The following is a 22199-nucleotide window of genomic DNA, read 5'->3' as shown; positions in this document are numbered from 1 at the left end:
CGGGTTCTCTCACGACTCCTGCGGACTGCGTGCGACCCCCTGTCCCCGAAGAAAAAGGTTCCCCGTGTTCGTCTCCCGCATCGCCCGCCGCATCGCGTCCCCGAAGAAGGCCCTCGCCTCCGCCGCCGTGGCCGCCGCCACCACCGGCATGGTGCTGACCGCGGCTCCTGCTCACGCCGCGACCGCCTCCTCGGCCGCCAGTGCTCAGGCGATCGCGCACAAGATGATCCCGAACGCGGCGCAGTACAACGCCTTCAGCAAGATCGTCGAGCGTGAGAGCGGCTGGAACGTCACCGCCACCAACTCCTCCTCCGGCGCCTACGGCCTGGTCCAGGCCCTCCCGGGCTCGAAGATGGCCAGCGCCGGCTCGGACTGGAAGACCAACCCCCGGACCCAGATCAAGTGGGGCCTGGACTACATGAACTCCCGCTACGGCAGCCCGACCGCCGCCTGGGCGTTCTGGCAGGCCAACGGCTGGTACTGAGCCGCCGCACCCCGGCTCATCCCCGAGCCCTCACGCCGTCGAAGAACCGCACCACCTGCGGGGCCGACACGGCGAAGGAGCCGAAGTGGTCCACGGCTCCCTGATCGACCACCCGCACCCTCGTTCCCTGACCGGCGAGGGTGCGGGCGCATGTGCGGGTGTTGCCGATGGGCACGTCGGTGTCGTCGGCACCGGCGTACAGCCGCACCGGCACGTCCGGCTTCCAGTCGCAGGTGTGGTCGGCGGCGCGCGCCGCGTCCAGCAGCCCGCCCGACAGGTGCCGCAGCCGCTTCTGGAAGGCGGGCGTGAGCAGGTCCTTCACCGTGGGGGCGAGGCCCTTGAGGACGTCGTCCTCCTCGTGGTCGCCGTCGTAGAGGCCCTCGACCCGGCTCGCGTACGGGGCGCGGAAGACGTCCGCCGGGTTCTTGTGGATCGGGTGGAGACGTGCCGATGGCCGCCGACGAGTCGAAGACCGAGGTCCCCACCTCGGGCCGCCCGGTGATGTTGCGGGAGTGCAGGGCGTCCGGTGAGGAGATCCAGAAGAACTCTCGGTGGGCCTCGTGGGCGAAGTACACCGGCGAACTCCACGGCCGCCCGTCCGCGTCGGCGGTGGCGAGCACCAGGTACCGGTTCGCGTCGATGATGCCGCGTGCGGTCTCGGCGGGGTTCACCGGCGGATCCTCCGATAGGAAAGGGGGAAGTCCTGCTGCCAGCCGTCGGAGTCGTCCCGCCACATCTCCCAGACACCGCGGATGGTGTTTCCGTCCTCGCCGACCTGCGCGCTGTACCGCTGCCGGAAGTTCAGGGGCGAGAAGTCCGGGGTGTTCCGCAGCAGCTGCCAGATCCCGTCGGCGAAGGTCATTGCGTACAGGCGTACGACGCCCCGCGAGTCGTAGTAGTGCTGCGTGTAGCCGCCCGTCTCCGGGTCGACGGCGATGATCGCCATGCTGTCCGGGGCGGGGTTCGGCGCCTGGGTCCGTTGGATCAGGAACTGTCCGTCCAGGGCCCACTCGAACACACTGTGCCCCGGAGGCACCTCGAGCCCGGGGAACTCGGCCTCCACCACCCACTCCCCGACCAGGACGTCCAGCCGTTTCAAGGCTTCCTGCCGTGCCGCTGCATCCATCGCCGGCACCTCCCTCTCGTCAGTGCAGACGGCAGCGGCGGACGAAACTCATCGCTCAGCGGGTCTGCCGCAACCGTGCCGTGCACAGCCCGGTCTCCTCCGGCCGCCGCAGCCGGTTGCCCACGGTCCCGCCGGGCGCCTCCCGCGGCGGTCCGATCTCGAAGCCGAGGCTCCGCAGGAAGCCCAGGCCCGGCTCCCACCCCGACGGACAGGTGGCGGTCACGTTCCGCATCCCGCGCCCGGCCGCCTCCTCCAGCAACCGGCGAGCGACGTACGTGCCGAGGCCCGCGCGCCGCGCCTCGGGGGCGACGAGGAACATCCCCACCGAGCAGCCGGCGACATCGGGGTGCCGGTCCACGACGTCGACCAGCCCGAGGACGCTCTCGCCCCGGCACATCACCAGCAGCCGCTTCTGGTCGGGGTCCGCGCCCTCGGGCAGCGCGTAGTACAGGCTCTGCACGTCCGCCAGGAGCGCCGGATCGCCGGTCGCGGCGACGAAGTAGTCCTCGCAGGCCGCGAACAGAGAGCCGATCCCCGGCTCGTCCTCCGGCGTCATCTCACGCACCGTCACGGGGCCGCTGATTTCGGTCTCCACCATGCTTCACCGCCTCACCTCGCACAGTCGAACCACACCGTCCTACCACCGCCGGCCGTGGGACGCCGCCGCAAGAACCCCGCCGGGCCGGTGGCGCGGCGCTACGCCTGAGGTCCGACACCCCCCGCCTTCGCCGCCCGGTGGGATCTCAGCTCCCTGCGGAAGAAGTAGGCGCGCAGCACCGCGATCGCCAGGAACAGCAGCCCGAAGCCGCCCCGCCCCCAGCCCCCTACCTGCACGAAGTAGTAGAGGGCCAGTCCGGCGAAGGAAAGACAGACGGCGATGATGATGGGTTCGCGGAGGTAGAAGGGCAGGACGCGGAGGATTACGTTGATCAGCATGGGGTAAGTTGACCAGTCCGCGTCAATCCGCGCTACCGACTTACACCTACAGGCGCTGAATGATCGTGCCCGTGGCCAGCCCGCCCCCCGCACACATGGTGATGAGCGCGAACTCCTTGTCCGCCCGCTCCAGTTCATGAAGTGCCGTCGTGATGAGCCGGGCCCCGGTGGCCCCCACCGGATGCCCGAGCGCGATCGCGCCGCCGTTGACGTTGACCTTCTCCAGGTCCTGCTCGAAGACCTGCGCCCAGCTCAACACCACCGACGCGAAGGCCTCGTTGATCTCGACGACGTCGATGTCCTTCAGGGACATGCCCGCCTTGCCCAGCACCGCCCGCGTCGCGTCGATCGGTCCGTCGAGGTGGAAGTGCGGGTCTGCGCCGACCAGCGCCTGGGCCACGATCCGCGCCCGCGGCTTCAGCTTCAGCGCGCGGGCCATCCGCTTGGACGCCCACATGATCGCCGCCGCGCCGTCGCTGATCTGCGAGGAGTTGCCCGCCGTATGGATGGCCGTCGGCATGACCGGCTTCAGGCCCGCGAGCGCCTCCATGGTCGTGTCGCGCAGCCCCTCGTCCCGGTCGACGAGCCGCCACATGCCCTGTCCGGCCCGCTGTTCCTGCTCCGTGGTGGGGACCTGGACCGCGAACGTCTCCCGCTTGAAGCGCTCCTCGGCCCAGGCCGCGGCGGCCCGTTCCTGCGAGATCAGGCCCAGCGAGTCGACGTTCTCGCGTGTCAGGCCGCGATGGCGCGCGATCCGCTCCGCCGCCTCGAACTGGTTCGGCAGGTCCACGTTCCACTCGTCGGGGAACGGCTTTCCGGGGCCGTGCTTCGAACCCGAGCCCAGCGGCACCCGCGACATCGCCTCGACGCCGCACGAGATGCCGACGTCGATCACGCCCGCGGCGACCATGTTGGCCACCATGTGCGAGGCCTGCTGCGAGGAGCCGCACTGGCAGTCGACCGTCGTCGCCGCCGTCTCGTACGGCAGCCCCATGGTCAGCCAGGCCGTGCGCGCGGGGTTCATGGACTGCTCGCCGGCGTGCGTCACCGTGCCGCCGACGATCTGTTCGACCACGTCGGCCGGCATCCCGGTGCGGCCGAGGAGCTCGCGGTAGGTCTCGCCCAGGAGGTAGGCGGGGTGGAGGTTGGCGAGCGCGCCGCCGCGCTTGCCGATGGGAGTGCGTACGGCTTCTACGATCACGGGTTCCGCGGCCATGGTGGGGGATCCTCTCCTCCGGTACCCGCGCGGCGCGGGGGCGTCCCGGCCGGCCCCGCCACGCTGAACTAGTACGTGTTCTAGTTCTGGCAGCAGTCTGCTGACAGCCCGTCCACAACCGCAAGAGTCGTGCATGCAATACGGCTCCAATTCGGTTTGCCGCACCCCTTGCCTCTTGTAGAACCCGTTACTACCTTCACGGCAAACCTGTACCTGATGGTCCGTCAGAATCCGAGCCGGAGTCGCCCATGTCCTGTCCAGCTCTGCCCGACGGGTTCGACTTCACCGACCCCGACCTGCTGCACCACCGTGTGCCCCTGCCGGAGTTCGCCGAGCTGCGGCGGGCCGAACCGGTCCGCTGGATCCCGCAGTCGGGCAACATCGCCGGCTTCCAGGACGAGGGGTACTGGGCCGTCACCCGGCACGCGGACGTCAAGTACGTCTCCACCCACCCGGAGCTGTTCTCCTCGTACCTCAACACGGCGATCATCCGCTTCAACGAGCACATCCAGCGCGACGCCATCGACGCCCAGCGGCTGATCCTGCTCAACATGGACCCCCCGGAGCACACCCGGGTCCGCCAGATCGTGCAGCGCGTCTTCACCCCGCGTGCCATCCGGGCCCTGGAGGACCGGCTGCGCGAGCGCGCCCACACGATCGCGCGGAGCGCCCGCGCGCAGAGGGGTCCCTTCGACTTCGTCACCGAGGTCGCCTGCGAACTGCCCCTGCAGGCGATCGCCGAGCTCATCGGCATCCCGCAGGACGACCGGGCCAAGATCTTCGACTGGTCCAACAAGATGATCTCGTACGACGACCCGGAGTACGCGATCACCGAGGAGGTCGGCGCCGAGTCGGCCACCGAGCTGATCGCCTACGCCATGAACATGGCCGCCGACCGCAAGCAGTGCCCGGCGAAGGACATCGTGACCACGCTGGTGGCGGCCGAGGACGAGGGCAATCTCAACTCCGACGAGTTCGGCTTCTTCGTGCTGATGCTGGCCGTCGCCGGCAACGAGACGACCCGTAACGCCATCACCCACGGGATGCACGCCTTCCTGACCCATCGCGAGCAGTGGGAGCTGTACAAGCGGGAGCGCCCGGCAACCGCCGCCGAGGAGATCGTGCGGTGGGCGACCCCGGTCAACTCCTTCCAGCGGACGGCCACCCGGGACACCGAACTGGGCGGGAAGCTGATCAGGAAGGGCGACCGGGTCGGGATCTTCTACGCCTCCGCCAACCACGACCCGGAGGTGTTCACCGACCCCGACGCCTTCGACATCCTGCGCGACCCCAACCCCCATCTCGGGTTCGGCGGCGGAGGCCCGCACTACTGCCTGGGCAAGTCCCTGGCCGTCCTGGAGATCGACCTGATCTTCAACGCGATCGCCGACGCCCTGCCGGGCCTCACCCTGGCCGGCGACCCGTCCCGGCTGCGCTCGGCGTGGATCAACGGCGTGAAGCACCTTCAGGTCGAGGTCCGTTGACGGTGTTCGGCTGACGATGGTCTCGGGCCGGCGGCCTCCCGGCGCCGCCGGCCCGTCCCAGCCGGGGTGGCCGCCCGCGGGCCCGACAGCAGGTACTGCAGCCCGAAACCCGCCCCGACCACGGTCGCACCGCCGACCGCGTCCAGGAACCAGTGGTTGCCGGTCGCGATGATCGAGGACAGCGTGCACAGCGGATGCAGCAGCCCGAGGGGCTTCATCCACCACGGCGCCAGGACCGCGATCACGACGCCGCACCACAGCGCCCACGCGAAGTGCAGGGACGGCATGGCCGCGTACTCGTTGGTGAACTCCGTCAGCGTGCCGTAGTTCGGCTTGGAGAAGTCCTGGACGCCGTGCACCGTGTCGATGAAGCCGAGCCCCGGCATCAGACGCGGCGGCGCCAGCGGGTACAGCCAGAAGCCCATCAGCCCGAACCCGGTCGCCAGGCCCAGCGCCGAGCGGGCCCAGCGGTAGTCCACGGGGCGCCGCACATAGAGCACGGCGAGGATCGTCAGCGGGACACCGAAGTGGAACGACAGGTAGTAGTAGTCGAGGAAGCCGCGCAGCCAGCCGACCTCGACCACGGCGTGGTTGACCCAGTGCTCGAAGTCGACGGACAGCCACTGCTCGATCCGGTGGATCTGGCGTCCGTGGTGTTCCGCGGTGGCCCGGTCGGCGGTCACCCCGAGCCGGATCTGCTGGTAGGCGGCGTAGGTGACGCGCATCAGGAGCAGTTCGAGGAGCAGGTTAGGGCGGGTGAGGACCCGACGCAGGAACGGGACCACGGGCACGTGCCGGAAGCGGGCCGGGACCGGGGCGGCGTACTGCGTCGGGACGGGGGAGCGGTAGTACGGCGAGGCACGGGACAGGAACGGCACGAAGGCGGCCACGGCGAGGGCGGCGACCAGCACCATGTTGTCCCGTAGCGGGTACAGCCGCGCCATGTGCGGCAGCAGCATCGTCGCCGGCAGCGTCATCACCAGGACCACGACGACCGGCCACACATACCGGTCGGAGGCCCGCCTGCCGACCCGTCCGACCACCGCGAGCAGCACCCACAGCAGCTGGTGCTGCCAGGCCGTCGGCGACACGGCGATCGCCGCGCAGCCGGTGACGGCGACCGCGAGGAGCAGCTGTCCGTCGCGCGCGTAGCGCACGGCGCGGCGCACCCCGAGCACGGCGACCGCCGTGCCCAGCGCGAAGAACAGGACGGTCTCCACGGGGCCGGAGAGTCCGAGCCGGAGCAGCGCGCCGTGCAGGGACTGGTTGGCGAGGGCGTCGGCCCTGCCGCCGAGGCCGGCTCCCGCGATGTGGTGCACCCAGTAGGCGGACGAGTCGTGCGGCATCGCGGCCCACGCGAGGACCGTGGAGGCGGCGAACGTGATCCCGGTGGCGGCCGCGGCGCGGCGGCGGCCGGTGAACCACAGCAGCGGGGCGAAGAGCAGCACGGTCGGCTGGAGGGCGGCCGCCAGCCCGATCAGCAGACCGCTGGCGCGTTCGCCGCGGACGACGAAGCAGCCGACCAGTACCAGCAGGACCGGGATGATGCTGGTCTGTCCGAGCCACAGCGTGTTGCGGACCGGCAGCGACAGCATCAGCAGGCTGATCGCGAGCGGCGGGGCGAACAGGGAGGTCCGCCGGCTCACCGGCTGCGGCAGCGCCCGGGCCGCGATCAGGCCGAGCGCGACCACCAGCAGCAGGGTGCCGAAGGTCCAGCCCCAGCCGAGGGCCTGTTCGGCCGCCCGGGTGAGGGGCTTGAGGACCAGTCCGCCGAACGGTGTGCCGGTGAACCGCGTCGAGTCGTACAGCGATCCCTTCACATGCAGGACGCCGTGGGGGCCGACCCAGGTCTCCAGATCCGTCAGCCGTTCACCACTGGGAGTACCGAGGACGACGGCCACCTGGCGTACGGCGAGGACGGCCGCGACGAGCCACAGGCCGAGGCGGACCACATGCAGGCGCCTGGGAGCCCCTTCGACGGCTGTCGCTCCGAAGGTCTCCGCCGGTCGCCCGCTGTGCTCCACGTTCGCCACGCCTGGTCGGCCTCCCGCCTCTGCGCTCCTTTTCGCGTACGCGCTCCATTTGTCGGGATGACCATAGTGCGCCCGATATGTGACCGCCTCCGGAACCGCCGCGGCCCCGGCGTACGCGTGCGGCTGCGGCGCGATGGTCCCCGACGGGCCGTTCCCGGCGCCCGGTGCCGCCTGCGCCGCCGGTGCACGCGCCTCCACCGATCAGCTGAACGCGGCCGTCATGATCTCCCTGACGGGGTACCGGCCCGCGGCTATATTCATTAGGGCAGCTAGTTAGAAGCGCTAAGCAGTCACACGGGAGGCACAGCGAATGAGCGAGTCGCAGCTCTGGGACGACGTGGACGAATACTTCACCACGCACCTGTCACGGAACGACGACGCCCTCGAAGCGGCCCTCCGCGACAGCGACGCAGCCGAGCTCCCGCAGATCGCGATCACCCCGCTCCAGGGCAAGTTCCTGCAGCTCCTCGCCCAGATCCAGGGCGCCCGCAACATCCTGGAGATCGGCACCCTCGGCGGCTACAGCACCATCTGGCTGGCCCGTGCGCTGCCCGAGGACGGCCGTCTGATCTCGCTCGAGTACAGCGCCAAGCATGCCGAGGTCGCCTGCCGCAACCTCGCGCGCGCGGGCCTCGAGCGGATCGTCGAGGTGCGGATCGGACCCGCCCTGGAGTCGCTGCCCAAGCTGGCCGACGAGAACCCGCCCCCCTTCGACCTGGTCTTCATCGACGCCGACAAGGTCAACAACCCGAACTACGTGGAGTGGGCCCTCAGACTCACCAGCGCGGGCAGCCTGATCGTCGTGGACAACGTCGTACGCGGCGGCCGGGTCGCGGACGCGGACAGCAAGGCGCCCGACGTGCTGGGCAGCCGCGCCGCCGTCGAACTGATCGGCTCGCACCCGCGGTTGAGCGGCACGGCGATCCAGACGGTGGGCGGCAAGGGCCACGACGGCTTCGCGCTGGCGCGCGTGCTGGCGTAGCCCTCGCGGCCTCGGACGTTGCTCAGAACTCGTGGTAGAAGCCGACGTTGACGCTGCGCGGGGCGGTGCGGTCCTGGACGACGATCTCGCCGCTGCCGCCTCGGGGCAGCGCCACGGTCCCGCCGTAGGCGAGCGGCTGCGCATACTCCCCGACGATCAGCCGGACCTCGGAGGACGGGTCGGGCTGTGAGCCGCGCAGCCAGGTCAGCTGCCAGGTCCCCTCGGGGCCGCACAGGAACTCCAGGTGGACCCGGGAGATGAACAGCCAGTCGTCGGGCGTCGCGAGACGGCACACCGAGGTGTCCCGCCCCACCCGCAGCACGGCGCCGGGCTCACTGGGTGCGTCGGCCATGAGCATGCCGGCCGTGGCCCCCTCTTCCGCCCCGGAGACGGTGGCCATGGTCAGTTCGAGCACGCGCTGCTCCTCTTGAAGTGTCCTAACACGGCGGCCGCATGATAAATCGCCCGGGCATGCCGCGTCCGGCACAATGGAGTCATGACCGAGCGAAAGCCACCGGGTGTGCCGTTCGAGTCGTGGGTCGACAAACAGATCCGTGATGCCGAAAGACGCGGCGATTTCGCCCAACTGCCCGGCGCGGGCAAGCCGTTGCCCGCCGGTACCGACACCTCGTACGACGAACTGTGGTGGATCAGGCAGAAGATGGCCCGCGAGGGACTCTCCGTGCTGCCGCCCACGCTCGCCCTGCGCAAGGAGGCCGAGGACGCGCTGGTGGCGGCGTATGCGGCGCCCTCGGAGCGGATCGCGCGGAAGCTCGTCACAGACGTCAACGTCAAGATCCGCGACATGATGTTCAAGCCGCCGCCCGGCCCCCCGCTCGGGATGAAGCCGTACGACGTCGAGGAGGTCGTACGGGAGTGGCGGGAGCGCCGGGCGGCGGCAGGGAATCCCGAGAGGGACACGGGTACTTCGAACGGGTCACCCGTGTAGCAGTCGTTCCGCCAGGTTGCGGTAGTCCCGCAGGGCAAGCCGGAGTTGCTCGGTGTCCTCGCCGTCCTGCCAGGACCTGCGCAGGGTGCGGCGGCGCCGGGTGAGGGCCTCGGTGAACCGCCCGGCGATCTCCTCGACCACGTGGTCGGCCTCCTCGACGGAGTCCCGGGGTCCGTCCACGAACCCGGAGACCGCCTGGCGAAGACGGAGATCCAGCTTGTCGCACTCGTCCTGCGGGAGGAAACGGCCGCTGGTGGGCGTGGTGGCGGCAGCGGTGCCGGTGGGCCCGCCGAGGGCCGTGCCCTCGTGAGCCACCCCGGGCCCCGCCTCCTCCGTGACCTCCTGCGGGGTGGGTGTCACCGTGGCGCGGTTGGTCCTGTCCTCGGCCTCGGTGCCTTCGGCGGCGGGGCCGGTCGTCGCGTCCGTCATGTCGCTCAACTCCCCTTGGCGTGACGTCGGTTGAGGGCCCAGGGCAGGTGGTTGCGGCTCTCGTGCCGGTGGGCCTTGGTGCGGGTGGCGGTGGACGCCGGAGCCTTCTCGGTGCGGCGGGGCGGGGCGGTCAGGTCCTCGAAGAGGGCCCGGGCCTCGACCATGGCCTCGCGCATCTCCTCCGTGTCGGCCCGGTCGCCGTCCTGCCCGCCCACGCCGACGCGTGCGACGCGGTGGACGCGCCGGTAGCCGTGGACGTGGTCGGCGTGATGGACGGAGAGGGCGGCGACCTGCTCCTCGTACTGGCCGGCGTCGGGGAAGCCACGGAGGGCGGCGAGCTCCGCGAGCAGCCGGTCCGCCTCGGCGACGGCTTCCCGCGGCGCGTCGACGAAGCGCTCCTGCGCGGCCGTCCAGCGGGCCGTGAACTCCTCGCGCCTCGCCGGCTCCAGCGGCTGCTCGCGCAGCGATCCGTGCCGTTGCACGCGCTCCGTGAGCTCACGCTCGGCGGCCTTGGCGTCCCCGTCGTGCCGGGCCAGCGTGCGGTCGTACTCGGGCCCGAAGCGCCGCTTCAGGTCCCGGCCGCCGCGGGGGCCCTTGGCACGCAGGGTCAGGGCGGCCGCTACAACGACCACGGCCGCCACGATCACGATGAGAGCAATGATCATGCCTGTGGACATGGTTGCCTTCCGGTGTGTCGGCCCAGGCGGGCCGGTTCTCCGGACGGGTCACCCGGAAGCCCCCGCTCAAACGACGCGGGCACCTGGGCCCCTCTTCGGGGACTACGGCTTCTTGGCCGTCCGGGCCCGGTACGCCGCGACCGTCGTGCGGCTCGCGCACGCGTTGGAGCAGAAGCGGCGGGTGCGGTTCCGTGACTGGTCCACGAAGTAGTTGTCGCAGCCGGTCGCGGCACACCGCCCCAGCGTCACCGCCGGTTCACCGGCCACGATCAGGGCGAGCTGGGCGGCGATCAGTTGGCCGGCCCAGCGCTGGGCCGGGGTGCCGTTGCGGCTGAAGTGGATGTGCCAGCCGCCGAGGCCGTCATGGTCGGACAGGTGCATCTCCGGCGGGTAGTCGCGCAGCAGCCGGTGCACGGCGTCGGGGGCGGTGCCGTCGACCGTCTGCGCCAGTGCCGTGCGCACGAGGTCCGGCAGTTCGCCGTAGTCGCCGTCCGGCGGCGGGGTGATCCCGTGCTCCGCGAAGAAGGTGGCGACCAGTTCGCCGCGCTCGTCGAGGGTTCCGGTGTTGGCCAGCTCGACGGCCAGTCGTGTCACGTTCCCAATGTAGTCACCGTATTGCACTTGACCGCCTACATCGCCGCTTCCTAATGTAGGCGCCATGATAGCTGACGACACCTACACGGCCCGCCGTCTGACGATGCTCGGAGAGTGGGACGCCGCGCTCGCCGTCCTGGGCACGGACGCCGATCCCGAACTGCGCGCGGAGATCGCTGTCGAGCGCTGGTTCTTCCGGACCGAGGGCCACGAGGAGGCCGAGAAGGCGGTCACCGCGCTCGATCCCCTATCGCCGACCGCGTATCTGCTCACCGCGCGACTGGCCTACAGCCGACTGCTGTTCGGCCGCGACCCCCGTCTCGCCCCCGGTGTCGCCCCCCGCCCCGACGACCGCGCCACGGCCGAGGCCGGCTACCGCGCGGCGGCCGAGAGCGGCGACGAGAAGCAGCGCGCCTGGGCCGAATACCACTGGGCCGTCCTGCTGGACAACATCGACGAGGACCCGGCCGGCGCGCTCCCCCTCTACGAGTCGGCTCTGGAGATCGCCGCGAAGACCGGCGACGGCTACTTCGAGTCCTACATCATCCGCCACCTCGCCCCGCACAAGGAGCCCGCCGAGCGACTCGCGATGCTGCGCCGCTCACTCCACCTGCGCGCCGCCCTCGGCGCCCGCCCCCAGACCGTCGCCGCGCAGGCCCTCCTCGCCGACAGCCTCCCGGAGTCCGATCCGGAACGTGCCGAACTCATCCGCACGTTCCGCCCCGCCGCGGAGGAACTGCGCATCGGCTGGCTCCTGTCCGAGGACTGACCCGCATATTCGCTTGCGTGGACGACACGCCGGTTCCGCAGAATGGCCGGATGACGACGACCTGGACCATCGCCCCCGAGCCCTACGACTCCCCCGTGGCGGCGGCCCTGTGGCGGGCGTACTACACGGAGGTCAGCGACCGCTACTACCTCCTGCACGAGGGGCGGCGGACCGACCCGGCGGAGCTGGAGCGGGAGATCGCGGCCCGCACCGGTGCCGAACTCGCGCCGCCCACCGGTCAGTTGCTCGTCGGACGGTACGGGGGTGAGCCGGCCGGTTCGGCGGGCGTACGACTGCTCGACGCGGCGACCGCCGAGCTGACCCGGGTGTTCGTCGTCGAGGAGCTGCGCGGCAGGGGCGGGGCCGCGCTGCTGGTGCGGGCCGCCGAGGAGGCCGCCCGCGCCCTGGGCGCCGCCCGTCTGGTCCTCGACACCCGGGCCGACCTCACCGAGGCACGCGCTCTGTACGCCCGTCTGGGATACGAGGAGACCGCGCCGCACAACGACGACAGGTACGCAGAGCACTGGTTCCGCAAGGACCTCAACCGACCCTCGCCGCCGACTCCTTGTGCGGCTGCTCCTGGTCCGAGCCGCACATCTCCTCGTTCAACTCCTTGACCAGCCGGTTCAGATCGGTCGGCCGGTCCGGGCCCCACCAGTCGCCGAGCAGTTCCGCGAGTGACTCCTCACGGGCCTGCGCGAGCCGTTCGGCCACCTCGAGGCCCTGGTCGGTGAGGACCAGATCGAGGCCGTCCCGGACGGCGAGGCGGCGCTCCTCGACCTGGCGGGCGGCGGCGATGACGACCTGGAGCGGCACCGTGCTGCGCTCGGCGAGGACGGCCGGCTCCGCCCACCCCTGCTTCTTGATCCGCAGCAGCAGCCAACTCGACGCGGGCAGCAGGTCGCAGCCCGCCCGTTCGGTGATCTTCTGGTAGACCTCGCGCCGGCCCTCCCGCGTGCCCAGCAGGGACAGCGCCCGGCACACCTCGTCGTACGAGGACCGCTGGACGGGATTGCTGGCCAGGGTCTCGGTGACATCGGGCGCCGTGACGGACCCGCGCAGCTTGTCCTCCTTGAGGAACCAGGCCAGGACGAAGCCGAGGAGGGCGACGGGGGCGGCGTACAGGAAGACGTCGGTGATGGACGCCGCGTACGCGTGCAGGGCGGGCCCGCGCAGGGCGGGCGGCAGGGAGCCGATGCCGCGCGGGTCGGACTTGAGGGCGTCCGGGGAGATACCGGCGGGGAGCCGGGCGCCGCGGAAGGCGTCGGTCAGTTTGTCGCCGAGGCGGCTCGCGAAGACCGTGCCGAAGATCGCCACGCCGAAGGAGGCCCCGATGGAGCGGAAGAAGGTCGCGCCCGAGGTGGCGACACCGAGATCCTCGTACGAGACGGCGTTCTGCACGATGAGGACCAGCACCTGCATGACCAGGCCGAGTCCGAGGCCGAAGACGAAGAAGTAGACGCTCATCTCGGCGGTGGAGCTGTGCTCGTCGAGCCGGTGGAGGAGCAGCAGGCCGAGCGCGGTGACGCCCGTGCCCGCGATCGGGAAGACCTTCCAGCGGCCGGTGCGGCTGACGATCTGGCCGGACGTGGTGGACGACAGCAGCATGCCGAACACCATCGGCAGCATGTGCACACCGGACATGGTGGGCGTCACGCCCTGGACGACCTGGAGGAAGGTCGGCAGATAGGTCATCGCGCCGAACATGGCGAAGCCGACGATGAAGCTGATGACCGCGGAGAGGGCGAAGGTGCGGATGCGGAACAGCTTGAGCGGCAGGACGGGTTCGGCGGCCCTGCGCTCCACGGCCACGAACGCGACGGCCAGTCCGACGCCCAGCAGGATCAGCCCGACGATCTGCGTCGAACCCCAGCCCCAGGTGGTGCCGCCGAGGGAGGCGACCAGGATCAGACAGGTGGCGACCGCGGCGATGAGGAAGGTGCCGAGGTAGTCGATGACGTGCCGCGCGGTCCGGCGCGGGATGCGCAGCGCGGTCGCGATCACGGCGAGCGCGACGACGCCGACGGGAAGGTTGACGTAGAAGACCCAGCGCCAGCTGAGGTGTTCGGTGAACAGCCCGCCGAGCAGCGGCCCCAGCACGCTCGTCGCACCGAAGACGGCCCCGAACAGACCCTGGTAACGGCCGCGTTCACGCGGCGAGACGACATCCCCGACGATCGCCATCGACAGCACCATCAAACCGCCGCCGCCCAGGCCCTGCACCGCCCGGAACGCGATCAACTGGGGCATGTTCTGCGCCATTCCGCAGAGCGCGGAACCGATGAGGAAAATCACGATCGCGGTCTGGAACAGCCTTTTGCGCCCGTACTGGTCACCGAGCTTGCCCCACAGCGGGGTCGCGGCCGTCGAGGCCAGCAGATACGCGGTGACCACCCAGGACAGATGGTCGAGGCCGCCGAGGTCGCTGACGATGGTGGGCAGCGCGGTCGACACGATGGTCTGGTCGAGGGCGGCGAGCAGCATCCCGAGGAGCAGGGCACCGATCGACACGAGGACGTTCCCGGACACGTGCTCCTGGGTGGCGCCGCCCCGCTGCGGGGGCTTCGCGGATGCCTGTGCGTCTCGCACATTCTCCGTCACATTCCCCGTATTACCGTGCGCATCCCCGGCCATGAAGACCTCCTGCGGCTCTCGTTACACGTCCATGGTGATCGGTGTGACCGGTTATGGCCTGTTGAGTCCTCATGGAAGCCGATATTCCGGGGGCCACGGGCCCGGCGTGAAGATGATCTGGATAACCTCTGAAGTTCGCGAGGGGAGCGTGAAGGGAGGGACGAACGCGTGACAGACCCGAAAGGTCACCAGTGCCCGGAGTGCGGAGCGCCCAGAGGGGCGGACAACACCCCGTCCTGCGGCTGCACTCAACGGGCGTCCGACGCCCTGCGCGCCGCCCGTACGGCCGAACAGGCCGCGGCCGAGGACTTCGACCCGCTGCGGATACGGCCGTATGTGGAGCTGGAGGGCGAGGACAGCGAGCCCTTCCCACCACCTGCGCCGCCTGCGGTCGAGGCGACGATGCCGTTACGGCCGGTGGGGTCCGAGGTGCCGAGCGCCGGCCCTCTGCCCCTGTTCGAAGGCGCGGGCACGGAGGGCACCGAGGAGCCGAACGACGAGGACGACGCGGCGGGCGGGGCGCGCCGCAGACGCCGCACCGTGCTGCTCGGAGTCGGCGGTGCGGTCGTCGCCGTGATGACGGCGGCCGGGATGGCGAGCGGGCTGTTCTCCTACGAGGCGCCGACGCGGGACACGGCGCTGCCCGACGACGTACGGGCGAGCGTGCCGGACGTGTCGCCGAGCCCGGAGTCCGCGTCGCCGTCGAAGAGCGCCACGCCCGTACGGCCCGCACCGGCGGCACCGGTGCACAGCGCGAGCCCGTCGCTCTCGCCGTCCCCGTCGGCGACGAGCGCCTCGCCGAGACCGTCCCGCTCGCCCGAGCCGACCCGGACCCCGCCGACGGCCACCGCCAGTGCCAGCATCGGAGCGACCGACAGCCGCCGGACGGCACCTCCCGTGCTGCGCCGCGGCTCCGAGGGCCCCGAGGTCGTCGAACTCCAACTGCGCCTGACGCAGCTCGACCTCTACACGGGAACGCCGAGCGGCCACTACGACCAGGGCGTCGAGGACGCGGTCAGCCGGTACCAGTGGGCGCGGGGGATCACGGAGGACGAGCTGGGGGTGTACGGGGCGGCGACCCGTGCACGGCTGGAGTCGGAGACCACGCAGCCGTGAGGCTGCGGATCTCCCACTGGGGGCTGCCGCCCCCAGCCCTCCGCTTCGGCCTGAACGGCCTCGTCCTCAAACGCCGGACGGGCTGAAATACCTGACCTGCGCACAGCTGATTCGCCTCACGTGGCCCGCGGGCAACCGAGCCGCCTCACCTAGCCTGCGGGCGCGAGTAGTACCGCCCCAGCCTGCGGGCAATCATGCCGCCTAAGGGCGGCACGGGTGGGCGCAGGCGGCACCCCGCACCGCCGGGCTGCGCACCCCACTCCCCGACGGCACCCTCACCCGACGTACAGCCGAATCCCCCCACCCGGCACACCCTCGACCCGCACCCGCGTCAGATCCCGCACCACCACATCCGGCTCATACAGATCCGCCCGAGCCCCCACCCCCACAACCCGCATCCCCGCAGCCCGCCCGGCCTCGATCCCCGCAGCGGAATCCTCAAAAACGACACACGAGCCCGGCTCGACACCCAGCTCAGCCGCCCCCTTCAAAAACCCCTCGGGATCCGGCTTGCTCGCCCCCACCGACTCAGCAGTCACCCGCACCTCCGGCAGCGCAAGCCCCGCCGCCCCCATCCGCGCCGTGGCGAGGGCCAGATCCGCCGAGGTCACCAGGGCATGCGGCAGCCCCCGCAGCGAGGCGAGGAACTCCGGCGCGCCGGGGATCGCCACGACCCCGTCCACGTCCGCCGTCTCCTCGGCGAGCATGCGCGCATTGTCGGCGAGGTTCTGCTCCATCGGCCGGTCGGGCAGCAGCAGCGCCATCGAGGCGTGGCCCTGGCGTCCGTGCACCACCTTCATGACCTCGTCGGGGTCCAGCCCGTGCCGCTCGGCCCAGCGACGCCAGATGCGCTCGACCACGGCGTCGGAGTTCACGAGGGTGCCGTCCATGTCCAGCAGGAGGGCGCGGGCGGTGAGGACGGTGGGCACGGTGGTGACCGTCATCGGCAGCTCCAGGGCGCGAGGAAGGAAACAAGGCGGCCCCGCCCGCCGGTCAGGGAAAACGGGCGGGAGCCACTTTGTTTCTCCACGGTACAAAATGCGTCCGGCATCCGCCAGTACCCCCGGCGACAGTTCACCCGGTGTTCAGCTCACCCCGGGGTCCGGCTCACCCGGCGACGGCCTCCCACAGGCTCCACACGCCGAGCGCCAGCATCAGCAGCGCCGCGACCTTGGTGATCAGGGCCAGCGGCACCCGCTTCATCAGGGCCTTCCCGCCGACGATGCCGAGCCCGGCCACCGCCCACAGCGCCAGTACCGCTCCGAGGCCGACGGAGAGCGGGTCGTCGTAACGGGCCGCGAGGTTCGCCGTCATGATCTGGGTCAGGTCCCCGAACTCGGCGACCAGGATGAGCATGAAACCGGCGCCCGCGACCTTCCAGAAGGACTGGTTCTCGGGCTTGCGGATCTCCTCCTCGTCCTCGCCCTTCCTCATCAGCAGGACCGCCGCGCCGCCCAGGAACAGGACACCGGTCAGCGCGTGGACGATCTGCTGGGGCAGCAGGGTGAGCACGCTTCCGGCCGCCACGGCCAGCGCGACGTGCAGCGCGAAGGCCGCGGCCACGCCGGCGAAGACGTACGAGGCGCGGTAGCGGGTGCCGAGCACCAGCCCGGCGAGCGCGGTCTTGTCCGGCAGCTCGGCAAGGAAGACGACGCCGAAGACGAGCGCCGTCACGGTGAAGCTGATCAAGGTTCCTCAATCGGTCGGGGCCGCCCCGCCGAGAGTGCTGTGACTGCGATACGACACCTCGGCACGGCAGCACACAGCGGAAGACACAGTTGTGCACTGCTTTGCCGAAGGTCTCGCTGGCCGGCCCCGCGTACGAGGCCTGCCTCCGGGCGCCGGCTCAGACGAGCTGAGCAGTATGTCGACGGTCCGGCGAAGAGCTACTCCCCTTCTGCACCACCCATCGTACGCGACCGCCGTGCGGGCGAAAGTTCGGCCGTAAACCTTGTTGTGTCATGGACGTGACATTAACTTCTTACCGAACGCACACCTCTCGGCAATACGGCGCCGTGAGCATTCCCCTGCTCGCACCCCAACGCCCCCACCCTCCAAGGGAGTTCGCATGCCGAAGTTCTACGCGCGTCGACGGCTCAGCATACTCGCGGCTCTTACCGGCCTCATAGCCTCCGCCGGACTCCTCGACAGTCCGACCGCCTCCGCCGCGCTCCCCACCCCGGTCAGCGCCGCCACCGCCCGCAGCTACCTCGCCTCCCTCACCGTGGCGACCGAGAACCGCACCGGCTACGACCGCGATCTCTTCCCGACCTGGATCACGATCTCCGGGACCTGCAACACCCGCGAGTACGTCATCAAGCGGGACGGCAGCAACGTCGTCACCAACTCCGCCTGCACCGCCACCAGCGGCTCCTGGTACTCGCAGTACGACGGGGTCACCACCACCGACCCGAGCACCTTCGACATCGACCACGTCGTGCCGCTCGCCGAGGCCTGGGACTCCGGCGCCTCGGCGTGGACCACCGCCCAGCGCCAGGCCTTCGCCAACGACGTCACCCGCCCGCAGCTCATCGCGGTCTCCGCCGGCTCCAACCGCTCCAAGGGCGACGACGACCCGGCCGAGTGGGTGCCCACCCGCTCCGCGTACGTCTGCACCTACGTCCGCGCCTGGGTCCAGGTGAAGTACTACTACGACCTCTCCGTCGACTCCGCCGAGAAGTCCGCGCTGACCAGCTACCTCTCCGGCTGCTGAGCCCGCGGACGTTGCGGCGGATTCTGTAACGGAACCTCCCCGCCGGCCCCTGTCGTTCCGTACCGTACGGGGCGACGGAGGAGGGCGAGCCAAAGGGGCTGAGGCGCCCCGGAGGCGAGCCCGACCATGGGAAGGGCGGGCATGACGTGGCCGAACTGCGCCTGGGTCCACTGCTGAGGTATGCCGACGGCTCGTCCGCGACCGTCTGGGTGGAGGCGAGCCGTCCGTGTACCGCCGAGGTGCGCTGCGCGGACGGCTCCCGCGGCGAGGCCCGCACCTTCCAGGTGGCAGGCCATCACTACGCCCTCGTGCCGGTCACCGGACTCACCCCGGGCACGGCGACGCCGTACGACGTCCTCCTCGACGGCACGCCCGTGTGGCCCCTGCCCGAGGCCCCCGGCTCCCCGCGGAGGTTCCCGCCCTCCGTCATCCGCACCCCGCACGACGGCGACGGCCTCCGCGTGGCCTTCGGCTCCTGCCGCTGGGCCGCTCCGCCGCCGGATGAGCACGATCCGGTCGGGCCCGACGCCCTGGACACCCTCGCCGCGCGCATCGCGGCCGACCCGGACGGCGAACAGCCGGACGTGCTCCTGCTGTTGGGCGACCAGGTGTACGCCGACGAGACCTCCGAGGCGACCCGCCGCTGGCTGGCCGCCCGCCGCGACCTGAGCGACCCGCCGGGCAACGAGGTCGCGGACTACGAGGAGTACACCCGCCTCTACTACGAGTCCTGGCTCGACCCCGAGGTGCGCTGGCTGCTGTCCACCGTGCCCAGCTGCATGATCTTCGACGACCACGACGTCATCGACGACTGGAACACCTCCGCCGCCTGGCTGGAGGAGATGCGGGCCACCCCCTGGTGGCGGGAGCGGCTGCTGAGCGGCCTGATGTCGTACTGGGTGCACCAGCATCTGGGGAACCTCTCACCGGCCGAGCTGGCGGCCGACCCGCTGTATGCGGCCGTACGTGAACTGCCCGACGGCACGGACGAGTTGCGCGCCTTCGCCTGCAAGGCCGACGCCGACCCAACCGCCGTGCGCTGGAGCTACCGGCGCGACTTCGGCCGCGTACGCCTGCTGATGGTGGACACCCGGGCGGCCCGCGTCCTGGACGAGGACGACCGGGCGATGCTCGGCCCCGGGGAGACCCAGTGGCTGCGCGAGCAGGCCCTGACGGAGCGGGGGTCGTACGACCATCTCCTCATCGGCACCTCCCTGCCCTGGCTGCTGCCGCATCTGGTGCACGACGCCGAGGCGTGGAACGCGGCGCTGTGCCGGGGCGAGCGGGGGGCGCGCTGGGCGCGGTTCGGGGAGGATCTGCGGCGGCGGGCCGACCTGGAGCACTGGGCGGCCTTTCCGGCCTCCTTCGCCGCGCTGACCGGGCTGATCGCCCAGGCCGGTTCGGGGGCGGAGGCGCCGGCGACGGTGCTCGTGCTGTCGGGGGACGTGCACCACGCGTATGTGGCCGAGCCGGTGTGGCCCTCCGCCGCCCCGGACGCCCGCATCCTGCAGCTGACCTGCTCACCCGTCCACAACTCCGTCCCGCTGTCGATCCGGATCGGCTTCCGCTTCGGCTGGAGTGCGGCGGCCCGGGCCCTCGGCCGGCGGTTCGCCCGGCACGGACGGTGCGCGCGGCCGCCGGTCGGCTGGCGCAAGAAGGGCGGGCCCTGGTTCGGCAACCAGCTGATGACGCTGACGCTGAAGGGCCGTTCGGCCCGGCTACGACTGGAGCAGGCGCAGCCGAACCGGGTGCTGAAGACCGTGGAGGAGTCCGTCCTCACCTCCACGTGAGGCGACTACCGTCCCCCGCCTGGGCAGGGGCGTGGGCCTTCGGTGCGTGTGACGACTCTCATGGGGGCCTCCTACCGGAACCGGATCTGTGAGGCACCGCCGACCAACTCCACGCCCGGCTACTGAAGACGGCACAGTGCTGGTCGCACTCCGTCGACGGTTCGCGAGATCGGGGCTGTGACGGAGCAGCACGCGGACCTGATGGTACGTCAAGAATGCCCCCTTTCAAGGCGGTTCACCTTCGGCGTGGCCACGGAAGGCGTGCACCGGGTGCCGGCGTCCAGGACGCGGCCGGGAGTGGATTCGGTCATGCTTTCGGACGCGGACGCGGTGGCCAGGGCGCCGCCACGTGCGGCTATGGGCGAAGCGGAGCCGGAAACGGAAGCGGACCGATGGCCGAATGTTGAACTTGCAAGCATCGATTGGGCGGACCTACGGTGAATTACTCGCTCGGCTCGTCCCCCCGACCGGCCCGCCCCGGACCGGCCCGACCGAAGGAGTACCCCCCACATGACCGCTCGCCTCAACAGCGCGCAGCCGTACGCCCTCGGACTGTTCCGCATCGTTGTGGGTCTGCTCTTCGCCTGCCACGGCGCCGCCTCGCTCTTCGGCGTCCTCGGCGGCGTGGCCGGCACCAACGGCGGAACCGTCCAGACCGGTGCCTGGCCGTTCTGGTACGCGGCCGTCATCCAGCTGGTCGGCGGCACCCTCGTGCTGCTCGGGCTCGCCACACGCGCAGCCGCCTTCATAGCCTCGGGCGCGATGGCGTACGCCTACTTCAAGGTGCACCAGCCGAACGCCCTGTGGCCGATCGAGAACGGCGGCGAGGCCGCCGCGATGTTCAGCTGGACCCTTCTGCTGCTGGTCTTCACCGGCTCCGGCGCCTTCGGCCTCGACCGGCTCTTCGCCAAGCGCGCCACGGCGCAGGACAAGGCCACGGCGGAGCAGACGCCGGTCGCCGCCTGATCCGGTGCGCTGATCCAGGGCCTTCCCCCGCCGGTGGGGGAAGGCCCTGTGCGTGCGAAGACCTGTGCGTTCATGGGCGGGCGGCGGCCGGTGAACGTCCTGTGCCGATCCCACGTGCCCCCCATGAAACTCCCGTCACAGCCCCGGCGTACGCTGTATGGCTGTCATGGCCGCCCTTGCCGCTCCCTCGCGACGTTCGCGGCACGGTTCGGTCCACGGGGGAGTCACGGGGAGTTCGCGGTGCTGGAGAGTGTGGAGTTGCTGACCGGCAGCCCATGGATCTACGCCATGGTGGCGCTGTCGGTCCTGCTCGACGTGTTCGTGCCGGTGCTGCCGAGCGGCGTGCTGGTGATCACGGCCGCCACGGCGGCGGCCGCGGGATCGGCGAGCGGCCAGGTCCCGCACGCGGTCCCCGACATCCTGGGCCTGACGCTCTGCGCCGCCATCGCCTCCGTCGTCGGCGACCTGGTGGCATACCGGCTGGCCTGGCGCGGCGGCGAACGCCTGGACCGCGCCATCGCCCGCTCCCGCCGGCTCACCACCGCGCAGGAACGTCTCGGCGCCGCCCTGGCCCGCGGCGGCGGCGCCCTGGTCATCCTCGCCCGTTTCGCGCCGGCCGGCCGCTCGGTCGTCTCCCTCGGCGCGGGCGCCGCCCACCGTCGCGCCCGCGACTTCCTCCCCTGGTCCGCCCTTGCCGGCCTGACCTGGGCGACGTACAGCGTGGCGCTCGGTTACTACGGCGGCCAGTGGCTGGGCACCACCTGGGTGGCCACGGCGGTCTCGGTAGTGGCACTGTTCGGAGCAGGGGCGGGGGCGGCGTATGTGATGCGGCGGCCGGCGAAGGCGTCGTAGGGCCTGGGACCGAGGCCGGGCGGACGAAGTGCACGCCGGGTCGGGCAGCGCGCCCCCCTTTTTTTTTGGGGGCGCGGGGCTGTGTCGATCTGCGGCTCCGTCGCGCGGGCGCGACCAGCCACGACGGAGCCGCAGACGCCAACGGCATCGCACCCCCGCGGCGGAGCCGCAGATCCGGGCGGCCGCCAAAGCTAGGCAGAAGCCTTCTGCCCCCGCACCTCAAGCCCGGCCAACAACTCAGCCGTCGCCTCGGCAACCGCCTCGACGGCGCGGTCGAAAACCTCCCGGTTATGGGCGGCCGGCGCCCGGAAGCCGGACACCTTCCGCACGAACTGCAGGGCCGCAGCCCTGATCTCTTCCTCCGTCGCCTCTTCGGGCAGCACGGGCGGGCGAAGTGTCTTGATGCTCCGGCACATGAGACCAGTCTCGCCCAACTCCGGGTCGGCTGC

At 71.1% G+C, this 22199-nt stretch carries 25 protein-coding genes and 1 pseudogene; 11 read left to right on the top strand and 15 right to left on the bottom strand.

Annotated elements, in window-relative coordinates:
- The first annotated feature begins 64 nt into the window (after positions 1-64).
- Positions 65-484, top strand: coding sequence for a transglycosylase SLT domain-containing protein (locus tag ACIBW9_RS03925; protein ID WP_398950908.1), 420 nt, complete (start codon positions 65-67; stop codon positions 482-484).
- Positions 485-500: 16 nt separating this feature from the next.
- Here the strand turns inward: ACIBW9_RS03925 and ACIBW9_RS03920 are convergent, their stop codons facing one another.
- The 6 genes and pseudogenes from ACIBW9_RS03920 to ACIBW9_RS03895 form a co-directional block, all read right to left on the bottom strand.
- Complete coding sequence (locus ACIBW9_RS03920) at positions 501-806, bottom strand: hypothetical protein (protein ID WP_398952143.1); 306 nt, start codon at positions 804-806, stop codon at positions 501-503.
- A gap of 154 nt (positions 807-960) precedes the next feature.
- Positions 961-1155: pseudogene (locus ACIBW9_RS03915) on the bottom strand (pyridoxamine 5'-phosphate oxidase family protein); the annotation flags it as partial.
- Positions 1152-1610, bottom strand: a complete 459-nt coding sequence (locus ACIBW9_RS03910) for a hypothetical protein (RefSeq protein ID WP_398950906.1) — start codon at positions 1608-1610, stop codon at positions 1152-1154. The gene ACIBW9_RS03910 and the pseudogene ACIBW9_RS03915, both read right to left, overlap by 4 nt.
- 55 nt (positions 1611-1665) lie before the next feature.
- Positions 1666-2208, bottom strand: a complete 543-nt coding sequence (locus tag ACIBW9_RS03905) for a GNAT family N-acetyltransferase (RefSeq protein WP_398950904.1) — start codon at positions 2206-2208, stop codon at positions 1666-1668.
- Positions 2209-2306: 98 nt separating this feature from the next.
- Complete coding sequence (locus ACIBW9_RS03900; RefSeq protein WP_398950902.1) at positions 2307-2546, bottom strand: hypothetical protein; 240 nt, start codon at positions 2544-2546, stop codon at positions 2307-2309.
- Positions 2547-2592: 46 nt separating this feature from the next.
- Positions 2593-3762 (bottom strand): steroid 3-ketoacyl-CoA thiolase, encoded by a 1170-nt coding sequence (locus ACIBW9_RS03895; RefSeq protein ID WP_398950900.1) that lies wholly within the window; start codon positions 3760-3762, stop codon positions 2593-2595.
- 248 nt (positions 3763-4010) lie between these two features.
- Between ACIBW9_RS03895 and ACIBW9_RS03890 the strand changes: the two genes are divergently transcribed.
- A complete protein-coding gene (locus ACIBW9_RS03890) occupies positions 4011-5246 on the top strand; it encodes a cytochrome P450 (RefSeq protein WP_398950899.1) in 1236 nt (411 codons plus the stop codon).
- On the opposite strand, the gene ACIBW9_RS03885 is transcribed toward ACIBW9_RS03890, so the two are convergent.
- Positions 5228-7279, bottom strand: a complete 2052-nt coding sequence (locus ACIBW9_RS03885; RefSeq protein ID WP_398950897.1) for a bifunctional glycosyltransferase 87/phosphatase PAP2 family protein — start codon at positions 7277-7279, stop codon at positions 5228-5230. The two genes, ACIBW9_RS03890 and ACIBW9_RS03885, sit on opposite strands and share 19 nt — an antisense overlap.
- 310 nt (positions 7280-7589) lie before the next feature.
- On the opposite strand from ACIBW9_RS03885, the gene ACIBW9_RS03880 reads away from it, so the two are divergent.
- On the top strand, positions 7590-8261 hold the full coding sequence (locus tag ACIBW9_RS03880) for an O-methyltransferase (protein WP_398950894.1): 672 nt from the start codon (positions 7590-7592) through the stop codon (positions 8259-8261).
- 22 nt (positions 8262-8283) lie between these two features.
- Here the strand turns inward: ACIBW9_RS03880 and ACIBW9_RS03875 are convergent, their stop codons facing one another.
- Positions 8284-8676: a hypothetical protein gene (locus tag ACIBW9_RS03875; protein WP_344406529.1), complete on the bottom strand. Its 393-nt coding sequence runs from the start codon at positions 8674-8676 to the stop codon at positions 8284-8286.
- 81 nt (positions 8677-8757) lie between these two features.
- Between ACIBW9_RS03875 and ACIBW9_RS03870 the strand changes: the two genes are divergently transcribed.
- Positions 8758-9210 (top strand): DUF1992 domain-containing protein, encoded by a 453-nt coding sequence (locus ACIBW9_RS03870; protein WP_398950891.1) that lies wholly within the window; start codon positions 8758-8760, stop codon positions 9208-9210.
- On the opposite strand, the gene ACIBW9_RS03865 is transcribed toward ACIBW9_RS03870, so the two are convergent.
- The 3 genes from ACIBW9_RS03865 to ACIBW9_RS03855 all read right to left on the bottom strand — a co-directional run bounded on the left by ACIBW9_RS03865 (position 9199) and on the right by ACIBW9_RS03855 (position 10910).
- Positions 9199-9639, bottom strand: coding sequence for a hypothetical protein (locus tag ACIBW9_RS03865; protein WP_398950890.1), 441 nt, complete (start codon positions 9637-9639; stop codon positions 9199-9201). The two genes, ACIBW9_RS03870 and ACIBW9_RS03865, sit on opposite strands and share 12 nt — an antisense overlap.
- A 5-nt stretch (positions 9640-9644) precedes the next feature.
- Positions 9645-10316, bottom strand: coding sequence for a hypothetical protein (locus ACIBW9_RS03860; protein ID WP_398950888.1), 672 nt, complete (start codon positions 10314-10316; stop codon positions 9645-9647).
- Positions 10317-10418: 102 nt separating this feature from the next.
- Complete coding sequence (locus tag ACIBW9_RS03855; RefSeq protein ID WP_398950886.1) at positions 10419-10910, bottom strand: CGNR zinc finger domain-containing protein; 492 nt, start codon at positions 10908-10910, stop codon at positions 10419-10421.
- A gap of 64 nt (positions 10911-10974) precedes the next feature.
- Between ACIBW9_RS03855 and ACIBW9_RS03850 the strand changes: the two genes are divergently transcribed.
- Positions 10975-11679, top strand: a complete 705-nt coding sequence (locus tag ACIBW9_RS03850) for a hypothetical protein (RefSeq protein WP_398950884.1) — start codon at positions 10975-10977, stop codon at positions 11677-11679.
- Positions 11680-11729: 50 nt separating this feature from the next.
- The gene (locus ACIBW9_RS03845; RefSeq protein ID WP_398950882.1) at positions 11730-12296 is read left to right on the top strand and encodes a GNAT family N-acetyltransferase; all 567 of its coding nucleotides are present in this window, start codon (positions 11730-11732) and stop codon (positions 12294-12296) included.
- Here ACIBW9_RS03845 and ACIBW9_RS03840 read toward each other — a convergent pair.
- Complete coding sequence (locus ACIBW9_RS03840) at positions 12220-14313, bottom strand: DHA2 family efflux MFS transporter permease subunit (protein ID WP_398950880.1); 2094 nt, start codon at positions 14311-14313, stop codon at positions 12220-12222. The two genes, ACIBW9_RS03845 and ACIBW9_RS03840, sit on opposite strands and share 77 nt — an antisense overlap.
- A gap of 168 nt (positions 14314-14481) precedes the next feature.
- On the opposite strand from ACIBW9_RS03840, the gene ACIBW9_RS03835 reads away from it, so the two are divergent.
- Complete coding sequence (locus tag ACIBW9_RS03835) at positions 14482-15429, top strand: peptidoglycan-binding protein (RefSeq protein WP_398950878.1); 948 nt, start codon at positions 14482-14484, stop codon at positions 15427-15429.
- A 275-nt stretch (positions 15430-15704) separates the two neighbouring features.
- On the opposite strand, the gene ACIBW9_RS03830 is transcribed toward ACIBW9_RS03835, so the two are convergent.
- Positions 15705-16373: an HAD family hydrolase gene (locus ACIBW9_RS03830; RefSeq protein WP_398950875.1), complete on the bottom strand. Its 669-nt coding sequence runs from the start codon at positions 16371-16373 to the stop codon at positions 15705-15707.
- 163 nt (positions 16374-16536) lie between these two features.
- Complete coding sequence (locus ACIBW9_RS03825; protein WP_398950872.1) at positions 16537-17118, bottom strand: TMEM165/GDT1 family protein; 582 nt, start codon at positions 17116-17118, stop codon at positions 16537-16539.
- Positions 17119-17497: 379 nt separating this feature from the next.
- On the opposite strand from ACIBW9_RS03825, the gene ACIBW9_RS03820 reads away from it, so the two are divergent.
- The 4 genes from ACIBW9_RS03820 (at position 17498) to ACIBW9_RS03805 (ending at position 21750) form a co-directional block, all read left to right on the top strand.
- Positions 17498-18142, top strand: a complete 645-nt coding sequence (locus ACIBW9_RS03820) for an HNH endonuclease family protein (protein ID WP_398950870.1) — start codon at positions 17498-17500, stop codon at positions 18140-18142.
- A gap of 146 nt (positions 18143-18288) precedes the next feature.
- The gene (locus ACIBW9_RS03815; RefSeq protein ID WP_398950868.1) at positions 18289-19932 is read left to right on the top strand and encodes an alkaline phosphatase D family protein; all 1644 of its coding nucleotides are present in this window, start codon (positions 18289-18291) and stop codon (positions 19930-19932) included.
- Between the two features lie 510 nt (positions 19933-20442).
- Complete coding sequence (locus ACIBW9_RS03810) at positions 20443-20898, top strand: DoxX family protein (protein ID WP_398950866.1); 456 nt, start codon at positions 20443-20445, stop codon at positions 20896-20898.
- 240 nt (positions 20899-21138) lie between these two features.
- A complete protein-coding gene (locus ACIBW9_RS03805; protein WP_398950864.1) occupies positions 21139-21750 on the top strand; it encodes a DedA family protein in 612 nt (203 codons plus the stop codon).
- A 191-nt stretch (positions 21751-21941) separates the two neighbouring features.
- Here ACIBW9_RS03805 and ACIBW9_RS03800 read toward each other — a convergent pair whose 3' ends face one another.
- Positions 21942-22166, bottom strand: a complete 225-nt coding sequence (locus ACIBW9_RS03800) for a DUF2277 domain-containing protein (protein WP_232646796.1) — start codon at positions 22164-22166, stop codon at positions 21942-21944.
- Between the last annotated feature and the right edge of the window lie 33 nt (positions 22167-22199).

The organism is Streptomyces sp. NPDC049541 (assembly GCF_044465725.1).
Lineage (GTDB): Bacteria > Actinomycetota > Actinomycetes > Streptomycetales > Streptomycetaceae > Streptomyces.
This window is presented reverse-complemented; position numbering and strand designations above follow the sequence as displayed.

What these genes read in the sequence shown, in the direction of transcription:
- ACIBW9_RS03865 (WP_398950890.1), bottom strand. Translation starts at nt 9,639, where the DNA reads ATGACGGACGCGACGACCGGCCCCGCCGCCGAAGGCACCGAGGCCGAG.
- ACIBW9_RS03890 (WP_398950899.1), top strand. Translation starts at nt 4,011, where the DNA reads ATGTCCTGTCCAGCTCTGCCCGACGGGTTCGACTTCACCGACCCCGAC.
- ACIBW9_RS03840 (WP_398950880.1), bottom strand. Translation starts at nt 14,313, where the DNA reads ATGGCCGGGGATGCGCACGGTAATACGGGGAATGTGACGGAGAATGTG.
- ACIBW9_RS03850 (WP_398950884.1), top strand. Translation starts at nt 10,975, where the DNA reads ATGATAGCTGACGACACCTACACGGCCCGCCGTCTGACGATGCTCGGA.
- ACIBW9_RS03830 (WP_398950875.1), bottom strand. Translation starts at nt 16,373, where the DNA reads ATGACGGTCACCACCGTGCCCACCGTCCTCACCGCCCGCGCCCTCCTG.
- ACIBW9_RS03810 (WP_398950866.1), top strand. Translation starts at nt 20,443, where the DNA reads ATGACCGCTCGCCTCAACAGCGCGCAGCCGTACGCCCTCGGACTGTTC.
- ACIBW9_RS03860 (WP_398950888.1), bottom strand. Translation starts at nt 10,316, where the DNA reads ATGTCCACAGGCATGATCATTGCTCTCATCGTGATCGTGGCGGCCGTG.
- ACIBW9_RS03905 (WP_398950904.1), bottom strand. Translation starts at nt 2,208, where the DNA reads ATGGTGGAGACCGAAATCAGCGGCCCCGTGACGGTGCGTGAGATGACG.
- ACIBW9_RS03895 (WP_398950900.1), bottom strand. Translation starts at nt 3,762, where the DNA reads ATGGCCGCGGAACCCGTGATCGTAGAAGCCGTACGCACTCCCATCGGC.
- ACIBW9_RS03900 (WP_398950902.1), bottom strand. Translation starts at nt 2,546, where the DNA reads ATGCTGATCAACGTAATCCTCCGCGTCCTGCCCTTCTACCTCCGCGAA.
- ACIBW9_RS03820 (WP_398950870.1), top strand. Translation starts at nt 17,498, where the DNA reads ATGCCGAAGTTCTACGCGCGTCGACGGCTCAGCATACTCGCGGCTCTT.
- ACIBW9_RS03870 (WP_398950891.1), top strand. Translation starts at nt 8,758, where the DNA reads ATGACCGAGCGAAAGCCACCGGGTGTGCCGTTCGAGTCGTGGGTCGAC.
- ACIBW9_RS03800 (WP_232646796.1), bottom strand. Translation starts at nt 22,166, where the DNA reads ATGTGCCGGAGCATCAAGACACTTCGCCCGCCCGTGCTGCCCGAAGAG.
- ACIBW9_RS03910 (WP_398950906.1), bottom strand. Translation starts at nt 1,610, where the DNA reads ATGGATGCAGCGGCACGGCAGGAAGCCTTGAAACGGCTGGACGTCCTG.
- ACIBW9_RS03845 (WP_398950882.1), top strand. Translation starts at nt 11,730, where the DNA reads ATGACGACGACCTGGACCATCGCCCCCGAGCCCTACGACTCCCCCGTG.
- ACIBW9_RS03880 (WP_398950894.1), top strand. Translation starts at nt 7,590, where the DNA reads ATGAGCGAGTCGCAGCTCTGGGACGACGTGGACGAATACTTCACCACG.